Source organism: Pedobacter segetis (assembly GCF_016623585.1).
Taxonomy (GTDB): domain Bacteria; phylum Bacteroidota; class Bacteroidia; order Sphingobacteriales; family Sphingobacteriaceae; genus Pseudopedobacter; species Pseudopedobacter segetis.
In genome coordinates, this window is the sequence record NZ_JAEHFY010000001.1 from 155,730 (window position 1) to 172,085 (window position 16,356).

The window sequence follows — 16,356 nt, forward strand, 5'->3', positions numbered from 1 at the left end:
TTATTTGCTGTTCAGCTTATTCATTAAAATCGATTTCCATTCTTGATAAAAACCATCTAAGTTTTCTCCGTTTGGTTCTACCAATTTTAAAGCTTTTTTATTTTTAAAGGCCTCCGCCGAGGATTTGTAAACGCCTAAGCCTATCCCTGCGCCAATTGCAGCGCCATAACTTCCGTCATTTTCATAAAGTTGGATGGGTACGCCCGTAACGTTTACAAATGTTTGCGTAAAAACATCGCTTAAAAAAAGATTGGCTTTACCCGCTTTTATGATGGAGGGCTTTAATCCGTTTTCTCTTAAAATATCTAATCCATACCTAAAAGAAAATGCGATCCCTTCTTGTACAGAACGTAAAATATCAGCTTTGCCATGTCTGTTTAGGTCTATATTCTCTATGCTTGCGCCGATATTTTTATTGCTCAACATCCTTTCTGCGCCGTTGCCAAAAGGTAATGTTTGTAAACCTTTGCTCCCGGGTTTTGCGGTTGCGGCTAAATCGTTTATTTGGTTATAAGAGAGGTTTTCTGCAAAGGTGTTCTTGGCCCAACGGTTCATGCTTCCTGTCCCGTTGATACATAAAAGTACGCCCAGGCGTTTGTTTTCTTCTGTATGGTTAACATGGGCAAAAGTATTTACCCTCGATTTTTTATCGTACAATAAGGTGTCTGTTACCGCATAAATAACACCAGAAGTGCCCGCTGTTGCCGCAACTTCCCCAGGTTCTGATACATTTAAAGAAAGTGCATTATTGGGCTGATCGCCAGATTTATAAGTTATCGGGATATTTGGCTTTAAGCCCAACTCATTCGCAATACCGGCATTCAGCTCGCCATGGTTGGCGTAAACTAATTTTATTTCTGGAATCAATTTTTCATCGAAACCGTAATTTTTCATTACGTCTCTAGAAAGTTTATTCTCTTTAAAATCCCACAAAATCCCTTCAGATAAAGCAGACGGACTTGTGGTAACGCTACCTGTCATCTTAAGAGCAATAAAATCTCCCGGGAGCATCATTTTATCTACTTGATCATAAACCGAAGGTTCGTTTTGTTTTACCCAAGCTAATTTAGAAGCTGTAAAATTCCCTGGCGAGTTTAAAATTTTAGGCAGTATTTTTTCTCCGCCTAAATCGGCGAAAGCCTTATTGCCAATTTCTACCGCCCTACTATCGCACCAAATAATGCTGTTTCTTAAAACTTTTTGGTTCTTATCGGTAATAACCAAGCCATGCATTTGATACGCAATACCAATTGCTGCAATGTTTTTTGGGTCATATTGCTTCTTAGAATTACATAGTTTAATGGCGTGTTGTACATTTAACCACCATGTTTCCGGAGATTGCTCTGCCCAGCCAGCTTTTTGGGATAATATTTCCATTTCTTTTTCGGGATAGCTCACGCTAGCCAACAAACTGCCCGATTGTGCATCTACTACGGAAACTTTAATGGAAGAAGTCCCTAAATCTATTCCTAATAACAACATTGATCCAGATTATAAAGGTTTTGAGACGCTAAGATAAAAACTATTTTGATGTTTCGCAATCGATTGCATATTATGTTGATTAAAAATTTAATATTCTTTCTTGATAAAGATTTTATAATCTATCGAGAGGTTCTTGTTTTCTATTGCAATGTTATCACTTCTTAAACAAGCGATTCTAATGTAGATGCCTTTTTTGATGCTTTCGAGTATAAATATTTTAACCACACCTCTCCTTATTGTATGTAATAGAATTTTGGGTTATTAATTTTATATTTGTTTATAAAAATTATTAATGAGCACTTTTTTACAAATTTTTATAAATATTTTATGTAGCGTTTGTGCTTCTTTCATTTTTCTATTTCTGGTTTTATATTTATTAAGACCTAAAATTTTAATAAGTGATTACATTAGCAAACAAGCTAATACTTTTGATGATTCTTGTTCAACCACTTACGTGTTTAAAATTATAAATAAATCTTTCTTCAGCGCATTTGATGTACAATTAGAGTTATTTAAATTAGAGCAATACAGGGTTACGGCTAAAGGAATAAACAATCGGATAAAAGTTATTCCTATGAAAACCAACGAAATAAAACATATACCAAGTTATATAACTACAAATACATGTAATAGAACAAGTTTCGCTCCTCATGCTGTAATGTTTAGAACAAATGAAATTCTTGAAAACATCTTGAAAGATGAAAAACAAACGTTACAACTACAAATAACGTTAAGGCATGGGCTAACTGGACTATCTAGGGTTTATCATAAAGATTATATAACAATCAATCATATTAAAGAAGGCCAATTTAAATTTGGCAATAGTATTGATATAGATGATAAATAATATTATGACAAAAAAAATGTTGATATTATAAATGAATTCATTATTTTTAGGAAAGATTATAAAAGAAAAGATTATGAAAGATACAATGGTAGGCTAAACGCCTTTAAGCTAATAAAAAGTATATTTAGACCCTCTACAAAGCAAACTAGGGGGTCTTTTTATTTGATATTTTAATTCTGTTTCTCTGCTTCTTTCGCTTTTTTCTTAAAAAAGCCCCGCAGTAAAAAATTGTGCTGCAATGCCTCTAAATCTTGATCTAATTTTTCGCTACTTGTTTGTAGGTTTTTAATAGTAGAACGAATTTGATCTGCAGCCGCAGGGTCGTTTAGCATTACGCCGGCAACATTGTCTTTATCGTTCAATTTTGCAGATGCTTTGTTTAAATTTTCTGTAAGTGCGGCAGCCGATGTTGCGGTTTTTTGAAATTCTGCTACCGAGTTTTGAAATTTTGCAAAAACCAGGGTATCGGTAAGCATTTTATCTGCCAAACCACCCTTGGTGTTTAATTTATTGCTAAAGGCGTTTAACTGAAGCGCCATTTTATTTGCCGCAAGTGTAGTGTTTTGCAAATTAGCAACTATTGCCTTAAAGTTATCTGCAATTTTCTGGTCGGTAAGCAATGCCCCAACGGTGCCCTTGCCATCAACCATGTCTTTTGCTAAGATCTTAAAGTTTGAAGTAATATCCAGCAGATTTTTGTTGTTAACCTGAAGGGTTTTCATAATATCATCTGTAGAAAGCGTAGTATTAACGGCTATTACATCCCCATCTTCTATAAAAGGAAATTTTGGGGAACCACCATCAATTACCACAATCTTGTTTCCGATCAAACCATCGGACCCAATGCTTGCTTTAGCGTTTTTATGGATATACCTGTGGGCCTCTTCTTCTACGCTTAAAGTTACTTTAACCTGTGAGGTGCCGTAAAACTGGATTTTTTTGATGGTACCTACCTTAACACCAGAAAACCAAACGTTATTACCTATTTTTAAACCTTGTATATCGTTAAAAATAACGCTCAACTGAAAACTCTTAACAAATGTTTTCCTTTGCCCCCCTAGGGTAAAAACACCTAATAAAAATATCGCAATGCCTATAAATAGAAATATGCCTACGGTTATGGCCTTTTTATTGTCTTTTGTTTGGCTCATATATTTATTGTATAAAATTATATTCAAAAAATGGTGTTACTCTTGCGTCATCAGTATCAAAAACCTCGTTAAAAGTGCCTTTTCTTTGAAACTGGCCATCCAAGAGCATTGCAATTCTGTTACCAACTTCTTTGGCGCATGTTAGATCATGGGTAATGATGATAGAGCTTGTTTTGTAGCGTTCTTGAACCTCATTGATCAAACTGTTTATTTCTAAACAAGTAATTGGATCTAGCCCGGCAGTTGGTTCGTCATAAAGCATAATTTCTGGTTGCAGAATAAGGGTACGGGCTATCCCAATCCTTTTTCTTTGACCGCCAGAAAGTTCTGAGGGCATTTGGTTAATGGTCTGCATTAGCCCTACGGCATCTAAAACTGTTTCTACGGCATTATTTATTTCTGCTTTGGTGAGTTTTTTCTTGTTTCTGATCAATGGAAACTCTAGGTTTTGCCTAATCGTCATGCTATCGTACAAGGCACTATTTTGAAAAGAAAAACCGATCCTTAGCCTTAATTCTAAAAGTTCTTTTGCTTTTAATTGATTTACATCTTTCCCCAATACGTTTACGGTTCCACTATCTTGGGTAAGCAAACCAGAAATGATTTTGATCAAAACCGATTTGCCGGTACCAGAACGGCCTAAAACCACCAGGTTTTCTCCCTTATAGAGGTTAAGATCGGCCCCTTTAAGCACCTGATAATCGCCAAAAGATTTTGTAACCCCCTTAATGGCAATTACTTTTTCTTTGCTGGTTGTTTCGCTCTTTGCTTTCATTAGGTCCTAAACATAAAAGTAATCTGGGTGGCGATTACCTCTTCCATAAATACTAGAAACATCCCGATCACAACGGCAGAATTGGCGGCTTTGCCCACGCCCTCTGTACCTTTTGTAGAATTGAAACCCTGGTAACAACCTACCATCCCAATGGTAAAGCCAAAAATAATTGCTTTTACGGTAGATGCAATCACATCTAAAAATGTAATTGATTCTAAAAAAGATTGTACAAAAGCACTAAAACTTGCGCTTTCTGATAATGTTACATTTAAGAAGCCGCCCAATAACCCCACAAATGCGGTATAAAAAGTTAAAATGGGAATGGTAATGGTTGTTGCCAAAACCCTTGTAACCACCAAATAACTAAAGGGGTTAGTGGCAGAAACCTCCATAGCGTCTATCTGCTCGGTTACTTTCATAGAGCCAAGCTCTGCACCGATACTAGAACCCACCTTGCCGGCAGATATTAAGGCTGTTAATAAAGGGGCCAGGGTTCTTAACAGGGCTATGCCAACTAAAGATGGCAACCAAGATGTTGCGCCAAACTCTGCCAATGAAGGCCTAGATTGCTTGGTAAAAACAATCCCTGTTATGAAACCCGTTAATGATATTAGCGCTAAAGATTTGTAACCAACCTGATAGCATTGTTTTAAGATTTCTTTACCTTCAAAAGGCGGGCTAAAAGCCTCTTTAAAAAACTTGATGATGAATGTATGAACCCGGTAAATTTCCAAGAACATATTATTAAACTTTTGCGAAAAACGGGAATTTTTTACCTCCAAAATATTTTATTAAAACAATTGTTTAACAACAACTATTCCATTGATTTAACATTGCAAAAGTATCAATTAAATTTTTTTTAAACCATTAGTTAAGTAAGGATATTGTAAGATTAATCAAACGATTAAACCCGTTGCTACCTTTGTAAATAGCCATTAAAATCTACGTTTGTGTTAAATGGAGACAAATAAATATCCGAAAGGATTGCAAACGCTCTTTTATTGATCAGGGTCGTATCTTTAAAATCTGGCGAGAAACCAAACTTTTCAATGGCCCCTTTCATTATTTCTTCTTGCATGGTTATTGGATCTTTACCGCTAATAAAGCTGAACAGCGAGATCACGTTTTTAAGCGTTAAGGTATCGGGTTTGTTTTCTATGAACCAAATTTTAGCCCTTGGGTAAATCTCTGTCATGATGGGTTTTATATCAGAATTTTTAACCAATTCATTTGGGTTAAAACGCCCAGTTTTAAAATCGAACTTTAATAGTCCGGTAGAAATTGTTTTTTGTATGGCGTTATAAAAAGCATCGTTTGTTTTAATATCTAAAACAGGATATAAAAAACTCTGATAGGTAAACATTTCTGATTGCGTTAACCGGATGTTGGCTTTTGCTGGCGTAGTATCGAAGAATGGCCCATAAGCGGCCAAAGCACCAACAGCCTGCCCCATGTTTGTCCATAGCGCAATGTTTTTGAAATCATCGGTATCAAAATCTTTAAAAGCCGACATAGAAACAACCAGTAAATTTTCTTTTTCTATGGGGATAAACACGCCCAAAGGAATAAAATTAAGAACGCTATCTTTACCAAAACCCGCGGCACCGCTTGTTCTATATAATTTTTGGGTTTGATCGTAAGGCTTGTTCCTTTTTTCTTTGGTGTAAGAAACCAGGTTATCAAATTTACCTTCTTTATCTAAACTTAAAACGTTAAATTGGGTTAATAGGGAATTTGCGCTATTGGTGGTAGCATCTACCAAAACCTTGCATTTAATATCTTCTGGCTTACCGTTAATATTTACCTTTACCTCCCAGCCGTTTTTCTTTTGCGCTATACCCAATATTGGCGTAGCTTTTAAGAATGATAAATCTTTGGTGTTTTTCACGATAGATTCTAATACCAATTGAGGGGTGGTGTTAACCGTATCAGCGGTTTTGATAAACTTGTCTTTCCATTCTTTCCATAAGCCTAGATCAAAAGCGGGGATGTTCATTGAAGGCGGAACATCTCCAATCAAATTATCGCTTGGCGCAATCAATAATGTTTTGACACCGCTTCTTGCGCCTTGTATTGCAGCTGCGGTACCTGCGGCAGAACCGCCGATAACGATTATGTCTGGCTTATATTGGGCTTGGGTTTTTACCGTTAAGAAAACAAGGGCAATCCAAATAATTCTTTTTATGATCATAAACTGATTAACGATTTTCGTTGGGATTAAATTTTATAACCGTTTTGATTTTAACAAATTTTAACCGCTTAATGACAAAAATAAATCAATTAACAGCGAAACATTAAAGCGATATTTAACAAATATGTAAATTTAATTTATAGGTTTAATCTTTGGCGATGGAAATAAAGGCTTTGTTAAAAAAATTAGATAAAGAATTACTCCTGCTTTTAAAAACATTGAATGATAAGGAGTGGAGCAGAAAGTTATCTTTTAAAAATATAACCGTAAAAGATGCGGTAATAAACCTTTTACAAGAGAAAATTTACGCACCGCCAGAAAATAACAAGCTCACGGGCAGTGAGGTTATTAAGAGATTTGATAAACAGATCGATCTTGATCAAAAGGGGTTAAACAGTTTAGATAAGGAGCAATTGCAAATTGAATATCTAAAAAGATGGGAAAAGCATCAACATATATTTTATGCTTTAAACAGCCAAAAGCTTTTAGGGGCAAAATATTACAGACCTTATTTGAATATCCTTTTAAAGGGATTGCCCGCTAAATACAAATATGTTGAGGCTGGGGAGGGAGATGTTTTAAAAGTTGAAATTGTTGGAGAAGCTGGCAATGTTTGGAACATTAAAAAAGAGAATAACAGATGGATGTTTTGTGAAGATGGGGCGTATAAAGCTTTGATCTACATTGATCAACAAATCGCTTGGCTCTTGTTTGCTGGCTTAATCGATTCTTTAGAGGCCAGCCAATATTATCAAATACATGGCGATCGGGCATTAGCGAGCATGATTTTTTAAAACCACCAACAGGTTTGGAAAGAGTTTTTGCTTGATCTGGGCCTCTTTACTCATTATTACTTTTAGCTAATAAATATTTTCTGTTTCCCTACATTTATCAAAATCTATTTATCAAAAACACCGATTATAATTCTATATTTGCGCCATCAATAAGGGGTGCCTTGTTTGTGTTATACGGAAATTTGATGCTAGCTCATTTATCCCCACAAATACAAAAACAGGCTGAGAACATACCCTACGTTGAGGTAAACGGTTAAAGGTGCATGGTAAAAGGTTAAAACCTTAAACCTTCGGCCTCAAACCCTAAGCCTTTTCGTACACCTGATCCGGATAATGCCGGCGTAGGGAACAAGGTATAAGTTAAAATTTTACGAAGGCGGTAACCCCTATCGCTGGGCTGTTTAACTTAAAAAAAATCAAATTGAAAAAATTTATCCTTTCGGCAATTATTGCCATGGCCTGTCCGGTTTTATTGTTGGCGCAGTATAAACTGAGCGGAAAAGTAACAAGTTCTGAAAACAACGAACCTTTGATGGGTGCCGCCCTAAACCTAAGAACAATAGGTTCTACACAGTCTGATAATGAAGGCAATTACCAAATAAAAAAGATCAAAGGCGGTAATTATACCTTGGTTATTAGTTTTGTTGGCTATAAAACCCAAGAAATAAGCTTATCTATTAATAATGACCAGGCACTTAACATCAAGCTACAAAAAAGCGATTTAATAACCGATGAGGTGATTGTGAACGCCACTAGGGCTTCAGAAAACTCGGCAACCACTTTTAAAAACCTAAAAAAGGCGGATATTGAAAAAAATAATTTCGGGCAAGACTTGCCTTATCTATTAGATCAAACGCCAAACGTAGTCACTTTTTCTGATGCTGGTGCAGGTGTAGGTTATACAGGTTTAAGAATTAGAGGTTCTGATGCAACAAGGATTAACGTTACCATCAACGGTATTCCTTATAACGATACAGAAAGCCAAGGGTCTTATTTTGTGGATTTGCCAGATTTTGCCTCATCAGTGGAAAATATCCAGATACAACGTGGCGTAGGAACTTCTACCAACGGTGCCGGGGCTTTTGGTGGAAGTTTAAATATCCTAACCAATACTTTAAATGATCAGGCTTACGCCGAAGTAAACTCTTCTGCCGGTTCTTATAACACCTTCAAGAATACGGTAAGCCTAGGCACAGGTTTAATAAACGGCAAATTTAGTTTTGATGGAAGGCTGTCAAGGATAGTCTCTGATGGTTATATTGATAGGGCATCATCAAGATTGAAATCCTATTTTTTATCCGGAGCTTATTATGGTAAATCTAGTCTTTTGCGCCTTAATGTTTTCTCTGGCAAAGAAAAAACCTACCAAGCATGGAATGGGGTTCCAGAAGATAAATTAGCAACCGACCGCAGGTTTAATGAATTTACTTATGATGATCAAACCGATAATTATCAGCAAGACAATTATCAGCTTTTATATTCTAAAAGCTTTAGTGCCAAACTATCTTTTAACGGTGCTTTGCATTATACTCGCGGCAGCGGCTACTATGAAGAATACAAGAAAAACCAAACGTTATATGATTATAAGATCAACAATGTAATTATAGGAAACCAAACCATTACAAATTCTGATTTGATAAGGAGGCGTTGGCTGGCGAACGATTTTTATGGGCTTACTTACGCTTTTCGTTATCAACCGTCTTCTAAATTAGATTTTACCTTGGGCGGGGCTTATAATGAATACAATGGCGATCATTATGGCGAAGTGATTTGGGCACAGTTTGCTTCTGACAGTAAAATTAGACAGCGTTATTATTTTGATAACGGGTTTAAAACCGATTTTAACGCATTTGGAAAAGCAAGCGTTCAGCTTAATCAGTTTTCTCTTTTTGGAGATTTGCAACTCCGTAACATTAGCTATGATTTTTTAGGTTTCGATAGAAATAAAAACAATGTTGGACAAAGTGTTTCCCTCAATTTCTTTAACCCAAAAGTTGGCTTAACCTACCAAATTAACCCTCAAAGTAATTTATATGCTTCTTTTGCCGTGGCCAACAAAGAACCAAATAGAGATGACTACACGGAATCTACGCCAGATAGCAGGCCAAAGCCAGAGCGTTTAAACGATGTTGAAGTTGGTTATAGAATTAAAAAAGCGAGGTTTAATATTGGCGCAAACATTTATTCTATGATTTATAAAGACCAATTAGTTTTAACCGGGCAGATCAACGATGTAGGTGCTTACATCCGTTCTAATGTGGCAAACAGTTACAGAAACGGAATTGAGCTAGATGCAACCTTTGCGGTTTTGCCAAAACTGAGCTGGGGCATCACATCGGCTTTTAGCCAAAATAAAGTAAAAAACTTTGAAGAGTTTATTGATGATTACGATAACGGCGGACAAGTTAAAAACACATATAGTAAAACAGATTTGGCATTTTCGCCCAGCTTTGTTGGCGGAAGCACTATTTCTTTTAAGCCAACCAAAGCATCGGAAATTGCATTTTTGAGCAAATATGTGGGCAAGCAGTTTTTGGATAATACGGCCAACAATAGTAGAAAGTTAGATGCCTTCTTTGTAAACAATTTACGCTTGAGTTACGATTTTAAGTTAAAGAACATCAAAAAATTGGGCGTTGGTTTATTGGTAAACAATATTTTTAATACGCTTTATGAAAGTAACGGTTATACGTTTAGCTATATAGATGGTGGCCTAACCACAGAAAACTATTATTTTCCACAAGCCGAAGCCAACTTTTTGCTTTCTCTGAGCTTAAAGTTTTAAATAATTAGGCTTTAAAATACCTTTCAAAAATGTGGGCTAAAAAACAATCTTTTAGCCCACATTTTTTTGCTTAAAAAGCATTTCGGCATAATTTTTAATCTTTGCTTATAAAAGAATTAAAGCCAAAATGTTAACCATTATAAAAGAATTAAAACCGTTATTACACCCTGCGGTTGCCAAGTGTTTTATTTGGGCTCGGCATATTTATTTTTTTGTGAGCTCTGTTTATAATATCTAAAATAAATCATCATGTTAAAAAACAGCTATGCTTTTAGTGGTTTTTCTGTAAAGGATTTACAGAAAGCCAAAGAATTTTATTCAGACACCTTAGGTTTGGAAGTAAAGGAAAATAAAATGGGTTTGTTAGAGCTTCATTTAGAGGGCAATCATCCTATTATCATCTATCCAAAACCAAATCATCTTTCGGCTACTTTTACGGTCTTAAATTTTAAGGTTGATGACATTGAAAAAACCGTTGATGAGCTAATTAAAAAAGGAGTAAAATTCGAGATTTATGGTGGCGATATAAAAACAGATGAAAAAGGTATTTCCAGATCAGATAAAGGCCCAAACATTGCTTGGTTTAGAGACCCAGACGGAAACGTGATTTCTGTTTTAGCAGATAAATGATATTGTTTATTTGGCAAAATAAAGGGAGCATCTCACAAGCAAAGTCGCTATGCTATATAGTATAAAGCGACTATCCAATCGATCAAATCATTCCCCGCTCTAAAACCAACTTTAATCCCCCAAAAACTAATCATCCTTTTCTTACATTTACAGCATGATTTCGGTTCTATTAAACAAAGGCAAAGAAAAAGCGGTTTTACACCAACATCCATGGGTTTTTTCTGGGGCTTTGCAAGCTTTAAAAACTAAGCCGCAAAATGGCGAGTTAGTTAAGGTGCTTTCCCAAAAAGAAGAGTTTTTAGCTTACGGCTATTTTAACGATGCTTCTAGGGTTGCCATACGGTTGCTGAGTTTTAAGGAAGAAGAAATACCCGATGAAAATTGGTGGCGAGAAAGGATTAAAAAAGCAGTTAATGCAAGAACCCCCATTTTAAACGACCATAACAATACTTGTCGTTTAATTTTTAGTGAATCAGATTTTTTACCCGGTTTAATTGTTGATAAATACGGAGATTATTTAGCCGTACAAATTTTAACAACTGGCGTAGAGCAGATGAAATCCGTTATTTTGGATGAACTGCAAAAACTAACGGGTACAAAAGGGATTTTTGATAAAGGCGATGATAAGGCAAGAGCCCACGATGGCTTGGCTGCTTCTGAAGGATTGCTTTGGGGAGAATTACCACCAGATTTTGTGCAGGTGATAGAAAACGGGATCAAATACCACATCAACATTGTTGAAGGACAAAAGTCGGGTTTTTATTGCGACCAAAGAGAAAACCGTAAAATATTGGCTGGTTTTGTAAAAGGCAAATCGGTTTTAGATTGCTTTTCTTACAGTGGTGGTTTTGGCTTAAATGCTTTGGCAAACGACGCAAAAGAATTGGTAGCCGTTGATAGCTCTGCTTTGGCGATGGAGACTTTAAGAAAAAACGTGGCATTAAACGGATTTGACCCTTTTAAAATTGCGCCCATACAAAACGATGTAAATAAACAGCTAAGGCTATTTAAAGAAGAAAACCAAAAATTCGATATCGTTATTTTAGACCCACCAAAATATGCACCTTCGCGATCTGCATTAGATAGAGCGGCAAGGGCTTACAAAGATTTAAACCGTTTGGGAATGCAGGTTTTAGAAAGTGGCGGTTTGTTGGCCACTTTTAGTTGTTCTGGTGCGGTGGATATGGAAACTTTTAAACAAATCATTGCCTGGGCGGCTTTAGATGCGGGTAAAGAAGTTCAAATCATTCATCAATTTAACCAACCGGCAGACCATCCCATAAGATCATCTTTCCCCGAGGGCGAATATCTGAAAGGTCTTTTATGTAGGGTTTATTAAATCTTTTTGGCTTTCGCCAGATTTATGACCCTAAACGTGTTCAAAAGATAGGGCTAAAGGAAATAGCAGGCATCCGTAAGGTTTTAAAACCAATGTATTTGAGGCAAAAAGGCATTCATATTTTATAACACCTTTAAACCCCAACCCGGTTATCTTATTCCCTTGATGAGGGAGGTCTTTAAAATTTCATTTGCCACCAAATTAGAATAAAACCTTGCGCCATCTTGGTTTAGGTGAGGAGTATCATGATATAAATAGGGTTTGATCAAAGGTAAATAGTTAGAATAATCAAAAAAAGGGACATTCTCTTTTTTTGCGATTGCTTTGGCGATACTTATTGAACGATCTTTAAAACGATTTTTTGAAAGATACGGAGAACAGGCTATATACAGATTAACATTTGCTTTCTTACAATCGTTGATAAAAACCTTATAAGCCTGTAACCTATTGCTATCAACATCATAATCTTGAGGAAAGGCATAATCTGGAATTGGATCAATCCATTTATTTCTCAACGGGATATAGCCATCAAATGTATCGCGTCTTTTTTTATTCATTTCGGTATTGCCTATGGCGATCGTAAGCATTTCTGAGTTAAACGGATAAATGCCCGAAAGCAATTTCAGCTTTTCGTATTTGCCTCTCATCTCTATGATAGAGCGCATTTCGGGATGTGTTTTGTAATAAGGGAGCAAAGAAGAAAGCACATCGTAACTTCCCTCTATTTTTTCAAACTCTTGAAGGTTAACATCTAAAATTATCATTTTTGGATGATACCTTTTTAAAACGCTTTTTAAAACCGCCAAATGGTATAAAATTGGGCTGCCATACCTGCCTGCATTATAACAAGTTAATCCTAATTTTTCTTCTAAAACGCTTGGGATATAATGGTTGCAGGCCCTAGAAGATCCAAATATCAAAACATTGGCTTTGGTTTTTTCTATGGCAAAAGTAGCTTCGTATTGTAAACCGCTTTGTTGCTTAAAATAAAAGTAACGTAAAGTATGCCCAATAATAAAATCCAAAGAAAAAACCAAGAACAGAAACAGGCTAAGTTTTATTACAAAGTAAGAGAAATCGCTCTTATTGATTTTATAGATAATGGTTTCCAACATCATCATTAAAACTGAAAGTAGATAAATTGTCCGCCATCAAAAACCCCAAAAAGTAAAATGATAATGATCAAGGAAGCATAAGAAAAGTTTCTTACCAACCAGTTTTTATTGTCGAAAAACTTAACCCTGCCCTTGTAATATTCTCTCTTATATTCTATCAACATCAAAAAACCGATAGCTGCTAAAGAGTAAATCATTTTTGATGGATTTTCTATAAATAAAGGCCCTCTTAATGTGCTGATTTTTTTGATGATCGTAAAAGCATCGGTAACCTGGTTGGCCCTAAAAAATATCCAAGCAAAACAAATAAGTGTAAACGTAATTGTAGTTTGCACAAAAACAGATATTTTAGGTACCTGGTTTAACCCAACAGATTGGTTAAACTTATCACGAAATTTTTGGGAAATATTGGCAAAAATAAGGTAGAAACCGTTTAATGCGCCCCAAATTATATATGTCCAATTTGCGCCATGCCACAATCCGCTTACCAAAAAAACCAAGAATAAATTAAAATACCAACGAGGTACAGGAACCCTGTTTCCCCCTAAGGGAATGTACAGATAGTCTTTAAACCAGGTAGATAAAGAGATGTGCCATCTTTTCCAAAATTCTGCTATGTTACGGGCAAAATACGGGCGGTTAAAATTGGTCATTAAATGAAAACCCATCACTTTTGCCAAACCGATGGCTATATCAGAATAAGCAGAAAAATCGCAATAGATTTGGAAAGCAAAGAAAATTGTAGCTACAAAAAGGCTAAATCCCGAGTGATGCGGCACATTGTTGTAAACGGCATTTACGTAAATTGCCAACCGATCTGCAATAACCAGTTTTTTAAAAAACCCCCAAACAATCAGCTTTAAACCTTCAGAAACCCTAAAATATTCAAACCGGTGTTTTTCTCTAAACTGATGCAACAGGTTCTGAGGTCGTTCAATTGGCCCGGCCACCAGTTGCGGGTAAAACATCACATACAGCGAATAAATGCCAAAATGCCTTTCTGCTTTTTGGTTACCCCGATACACCTCTATGGTATAGCTCATGGCTTGGAAAGTATGGAAAGACAAACCGATGGGCAATAATATAGACAAGTACGGGATGGGGTTTTTAAGCCCAAAACCATGCATCAAAAAAGAAAAATTATGATTTAAAAAGTTAAAATATTTAAAAATGCAAAGTACAGAAATGTTGGCTATTAAACTGATGGTCAAGAAAGCTTTTCGGTTTTTTGCTTTTGCAGATTCTATGCTGATCCCGGCAAAGTAATCTATCACAATGGTTATCCCCAAGATTAAAATATAGATGGGAACAAAGGCCATATAGAAATAACAACTGCTTACTAACAGCAAAAGCCACCTCCATTTGTGTGGAACGGTAAAATATAGAGAGGTTACTACTAAAAAGAAAAATAAAAAATGAAAGGAATTAAAGAGCATTTACCAAAACATTTTTTAAATATAATAATTTGGCAAATAAAATGCTTAGTAGTTATTTTTTGTGCGGTTATTTTTTGGCAAAAGAGAATAAAATACCTAAATCTAGGAAATCTTTACCCTCCTGATGGTCTGTTTTATAATCAAATTGACGCAGATAACCGGTTTGTAATGTGATATGTTCTGATGTTTTGTAATTAAAAGCAAGCAATAGCCTGTTTCTCTCAAAATAAGGGCCTTTATCAGTCAGAAAAATCTCGTCGTTTGCGCTAATTTTAAAGGGTTTATAATCTTTAATTTCTTTACCGAAAGGATAAGCTAAGCCCAAACGATACCTAAACCTGTTTTTATAGCCTGTATTGATAAACCTGAATTCTGCCCTATAACGGCTTTCGATTTCAAACCTCCCTAAATTTTGTTCGGTGGTTATCATCGGCGAAAGCCTAAATTCAGAATTTTTCTTAGGCAATGTAAAATTCCCATCAGGCTCAAAAGTTTGATAACTCCCAGCCGCTAAAGAGAAAAATGCGTTTTTTGTGAATTTATAACTAAAACCAGCCAGATATTGATAATAAAAAAAATTGTTGTAGATGTTTTGGGAGCGAAATTGTGCTTCGCCAAATAGGCCCCAATTATTACTGAGTTTATATTTAATATTGAGGGAGTTCCAACTCCCAAGGTTACTGTTTTGGGCTAAAAGGGTGGTTGAGCTTGATAAAATTATTAGGAGCAAGCTGTATTTTAAATATTTCAATCTTAAAATGTTTAATGAAAACCTTAGTTTTTTATTAAAACGAGGTTAATTAATTGTTAAGGCAAAGATAATTTTATCTTTATAATAACATAAAGTTAACATTGAAATTATTAAGGCTAGTAAAAAAAAAGAGACTGTAAAAATGGCAGGCAAAGAAAAAATCCAACATCAGTGCGTTTTATAATCGTAAAACATAGAATTTAAGGGTTTTAAAAGCACTTTGATTGCTTTTTTTAAAAGAATTTTAAAGCTAAAGTAAATTGTTTGTTGTAAATTTTTGAAAGGAATGCTTTTTGACTATCATTATAAAAAAAACATAAAATGGGATTAATCTTATTTGGAGCCGTTGCATTAATTGGATTTTTAGTGCAGTGGCGTTTTAAAAGCAAATTCAAAAAATATTCTGAAATCGCATTATCCTCTGGATTGAGCGGTGCCGAAGTAGCGAAGAAAATGTTGACAGATAATGCTATCTATGATGTAGAGATCATTTCTGTTGATGGGCAGCTAACAGATCATTACAACCCAGAGAACAGAACGGTAAATTTATCGCCAGATGTTTACCACGGCAGAAGTATTGCCGCCGCTGCGGTTGCCGCCCATGAGTGTGGCCATGCGGTACAACACGCCAAAGCTTATGCTTGGTTACAGTTTAGGTCTGCTATGGTTCCAATGGTGGGCGTGGCAAGCAACATTATCCAATGGACATTAATGATCGGTTTTTTCTTGTTGTTATTTAGCGGGATCCCTTGGGTGTTAGCGGTTGGGGTTGGTGCCCTGGCAATTTTAACCATCTTTAGTTTTATAACCTTACCCGTAGAGTTTGATGCCAGTAGGAGGGCTTTAGCCTGGTTACAAACAGATAAAGGAATTATGCAAACAAGTTTAGAAAACCAACAGGCAAAAGATGCTTTATGGTGGGCAGCCATGACTTACGTAGTTGCCGCTTTATCTTCTTTGGCTACTTTGGTTTATTATGCTTCTATGCTTATTGGCAGGCGTAATTAAAAGGCATTAAGCCATATAAAAAAGGCCCAACCCGAAATTTCCGGGGTGGGCC

14 protein-coding genes are annotated in these 16,356 nt (G+C 35.8%); 6 read left to right on the forward strand and 8 right to left on the reverse strand.

Features of this window, described 5'->3' with window-relative positions; genetic code table 11:
• Entirely contained in the window at positions 1-1,482 is a 1,482-nt protein-coding gene (locus tag I5M32_RS00710; protein WP_200583892.1) for a xylulokinase, read from the reverse strand.
• 292 nt (positions 1,483-1,774) lie between these two features.
• Here I5M32_RS00710 and I5M32_RS00715 point away from each other — a divergent pair, with 292 nt between their 5' ends.
• Entirely contained in the window at positions 1,775-2,329 is a 555-nt protein-coding gene (locus tag I5M32_RS00715; RefSeq protein ID WP_200583895.1) for a hypothetical protein, read from the forward strand.
• Between the two features lie 170 nt (positions 2,330-2,499).
• On the opposite strand, the gene I5M32_RS00720 is transcribed toward I5M32_RS00715, so the two are convergent.
• The 4 genes from I5M32_RS00720 to I5M32_RS00735 all read right to left on the reverse strand — a co-directional run bounded on the left by I5M32_RS00720 (position 2,500) and on the right by I5M32_RS00735 (position 6,446).
• Positions 2,500-3,480 (reverse strand): MlaD family protein, encoded by a 981-nt coding sequence (locus I5M32_RS00720; protein WP_200583898.1) that lies wholly within the window; start codon positions 3,478-3,480, stop codon positions 2,500-2,502.
• 4 nt (positions 3,481-3,484) lie between these two features.
• Positions 3,485-4,255: an ABC transporter ATP-binding protein gene (locus I5M32_RS00725; protein WP_200583901.1), complete on the reverse strand. Its 771-nt coding sequence runs from the start codon at positions 4,253-4,255 to the stop codon at positions 3,485-3,487.
• Complete coding sequence (locus I5M32_RS00730) at positions 4,255-4,995, reverse strand: MlaE family ABC transporter permease (RefSeq protein ID WP_200583904.1); 741 nt, start codon at positions 4,993-4,995, stop codon at positions 4,255-4,257. Before I5M32_RS00730 ends, I5M32_RS00725 begins: the two co-directional genes overlap by 1 nt.
• Before the next feature lie 176 nt (positions 4,996-5,171).
• Positions 5,172-6,446, reverse strand: a complete 1,275-nt coding sequence (locus I5M32_RS00735) for an FAD-dependent oxidoreductase (RefSeq protein ID WP_200583907.1) — start codon at positions 6,444-6,446, stop codon at positions 5,172-5,174.
• A gap of 158 nt (positions 6,447-6,604) precedes the next feature.
• Here I5M32_RS00735 and I5M32_RS00740 point away from each other — a divergent pair, with 158 nt between their 5' ends.
• The 4 genes from I5M32_RS00740 to I5M32_RS00755 all read left to right on the forward strand — a co-directional run bounded on the left by I5M32_RS00740 (position 6,605) and on the right by I5M32_RS00755 (position 11,994).
• Positions 6,605-7,240 carry a hypothetical protein gene (locus I5M32_RS00740; RefSeq protein ID WP_200583911.1) on the forward strand — a complete coding sequence of 212 codons (636 nt, stop codon included), beginning with the start codon at positions 6,605-6,607 and terminating at the stop codon, positions 7,238-7,240.
• Positions 7,241-7,661: 421 nt separating this feature from the next.
• Entirely contained in the window at positions 7,662-10,025 is a 2,364-nt protein-coding gene (locus I5M32_RS00745; protein ID WP_317193079.1) for a TonB-dependent receptor, read from the forward strand.
• 249 nt (positions 10,026-10,274) lie between these two features.
• Positions 10,275-10,655 (forward strand): VOC family protein, encoded by a 381-nt coding sequence (locus tag I5M32_RS00750; protein WP_200583913.1) that lies wholly within the window; start codon positions 10,275-10,277, stop codon positions 10,653-10,655.
• A gap of 154 nt (positions 10,656-10,809) precedes the next feature.
• Positions 10,810-11,994, forward strand: coding sequence for a class I SAM-dependent rRNA methyltransferase (locus I5M32_RS00755; protein ID WP_200583917.1), 1,185 nt, complete (start codon positions 10,810-10,812; stop codon positions 11,992-11,994).
• A gap of 149 nt (positions 11,995-12,143) precedes the next feature.
• Here the strand turns inward: I5M32_RS00755 and I5M32_RS00760 are convergent, their stop codons facing one another.
• From I5M32_RS00760 to I5M32_RS00770, 3 genes are all read right to left on the reverse strand, one after another.
• Positions 12,144-13,115 (reverse strand): hypothetical protein, encoded by a 972-nt coding sequence (locus tag I5M32_RS00760; protein ID WP_200583922.1) that lies wholly within the window; start codon positions 13,113-13,115, stop codon positions 12,144-12,146.
• A complete protein-coding gene (locus tag I5M32_RS00765) occupies positions 13,115-14,428 on the reverse strand; it encodes an MBOAT family O-acyltransferase (protein ID WP_234461820.1) in 1,314 nt (437 codons plus the stop codon). Before I5M32_RS00765 ends, I5M32_RS00760 begins: the two co-directional genes overlap by 1 nt.
• Before the next feature lie 184 nt (positions 14,429-14,612).
• Positions 14,613-15,296 carry a DUF2490 domain-containing protein gene (locus tag I5M32_RS00770; protein WP_200583927.1) on the reverse strand — a complete coding sequence of 228 codons (684 nt, stop codon included), beginning with the start codon at positions 15,294-15,296 and terminating at the stop codon, positions 14,613-14,615.
• Between the two features lie 321 nt (positions 15,297-15,617).
• Here I5M32_RS00770 and I5M32_RS00775 point away from each other — a divergent pair, with 321 nt between their 5' ends.
• Positions 15,618-16,304: a zinc metallopeptidase gene (locus I5M32_RS00775; protein ID WP_200583930.1), complete on the forward strand. Its 687-nt coding sequence runs from the start codon at positions 15,618-15,620 to the stop codon at positions 16,302-16,304.
• The last annotated feature ends 52 nt before the right edge of the window (positions 16,305-16,356 follow it).

Coding starts and splice junctions, on each gene's coding strand:
- I5M32_RS00710 (WP_200583892.1), bottom strand. CDS start 1,482: ATGTTGTTATTAGGAATAGATTTAGGGACTTCTTCCATTAAAGTTTCC.
- I5M32_RS00715 (WP_200583895.1), top strand. CDS start 1,775: ATGAGCACTTTTTTACAAATTTTTATAAATATTTTATGTAGCGTTTGT.
- I5M32_RS00720 (WP_200583898.1), bottom strand. CDS start 3,480: ATGAGCCAAACAAAAGACAATAAAAAGGCCATAACCGTAGGCATATTT.
- I5M32_RS00725 (WP_200583901.1), bottom strand. CDS start 4,255: ATGAAAGCAAAGAGCGAAACAACCAGCAAAGAAAAAGTAATTGCCATT.
- I5M32_RS00730 (WP_200583904.1), bottom strand. CDS start 4,995: ATGTTCTTGGAAATTTACCGGGTTCATACATTCATCATCAAGTTTTTT.
- I5M32_RS00735 (WP_200583907.1), bottom strand. CDS start 6,446: ATGATCATAAAAAGAATTATTTGGATTGCCCTTGTTTTCTTAACGGTA.
- I5M32_RS00740 (WP_200583911.1), top strand. CDS start 6,605: ATGGAAATAAAGGCTTTGTTAAAAAAATTAGATAAAGAATTACTCCTG.
- I5M32_RS00750 (WP_200583913.1), top strand. CDS start 10,275: ATGTTAAAAAACAGCTATGCTTTTAGTGGTTTTTCTGTAAAGGATTTA.
- I5M32_RS00755 (WP_200583917.1), top strand. CDS start 10,810: ATGATTTCGGTTCTATTAAACAAAGGCAAAGAAAAAGCGGTTTTACAC.
- I5M32_RS00760 (WP_200583922.1), bottom strand. CDS start 13,115: ATGATGATGTTGGAAACCATTATCTATAAAATCAATAAGAGCGATTTC.
- I5M32_RS00765 (WP_234461820.1), bottom strand. CDS start 14,428: ATGGCCTTTGTTCCCATCTATATTTTAATCTTGGGGATAACCATTGTG.
- I5M32_RS00775 (WP_200583930.1), top strand. CDS start 15,618: ATGGGATTAATCTTATTTGGAGCCGTTGCATTAATTGGATTTTTAGTG.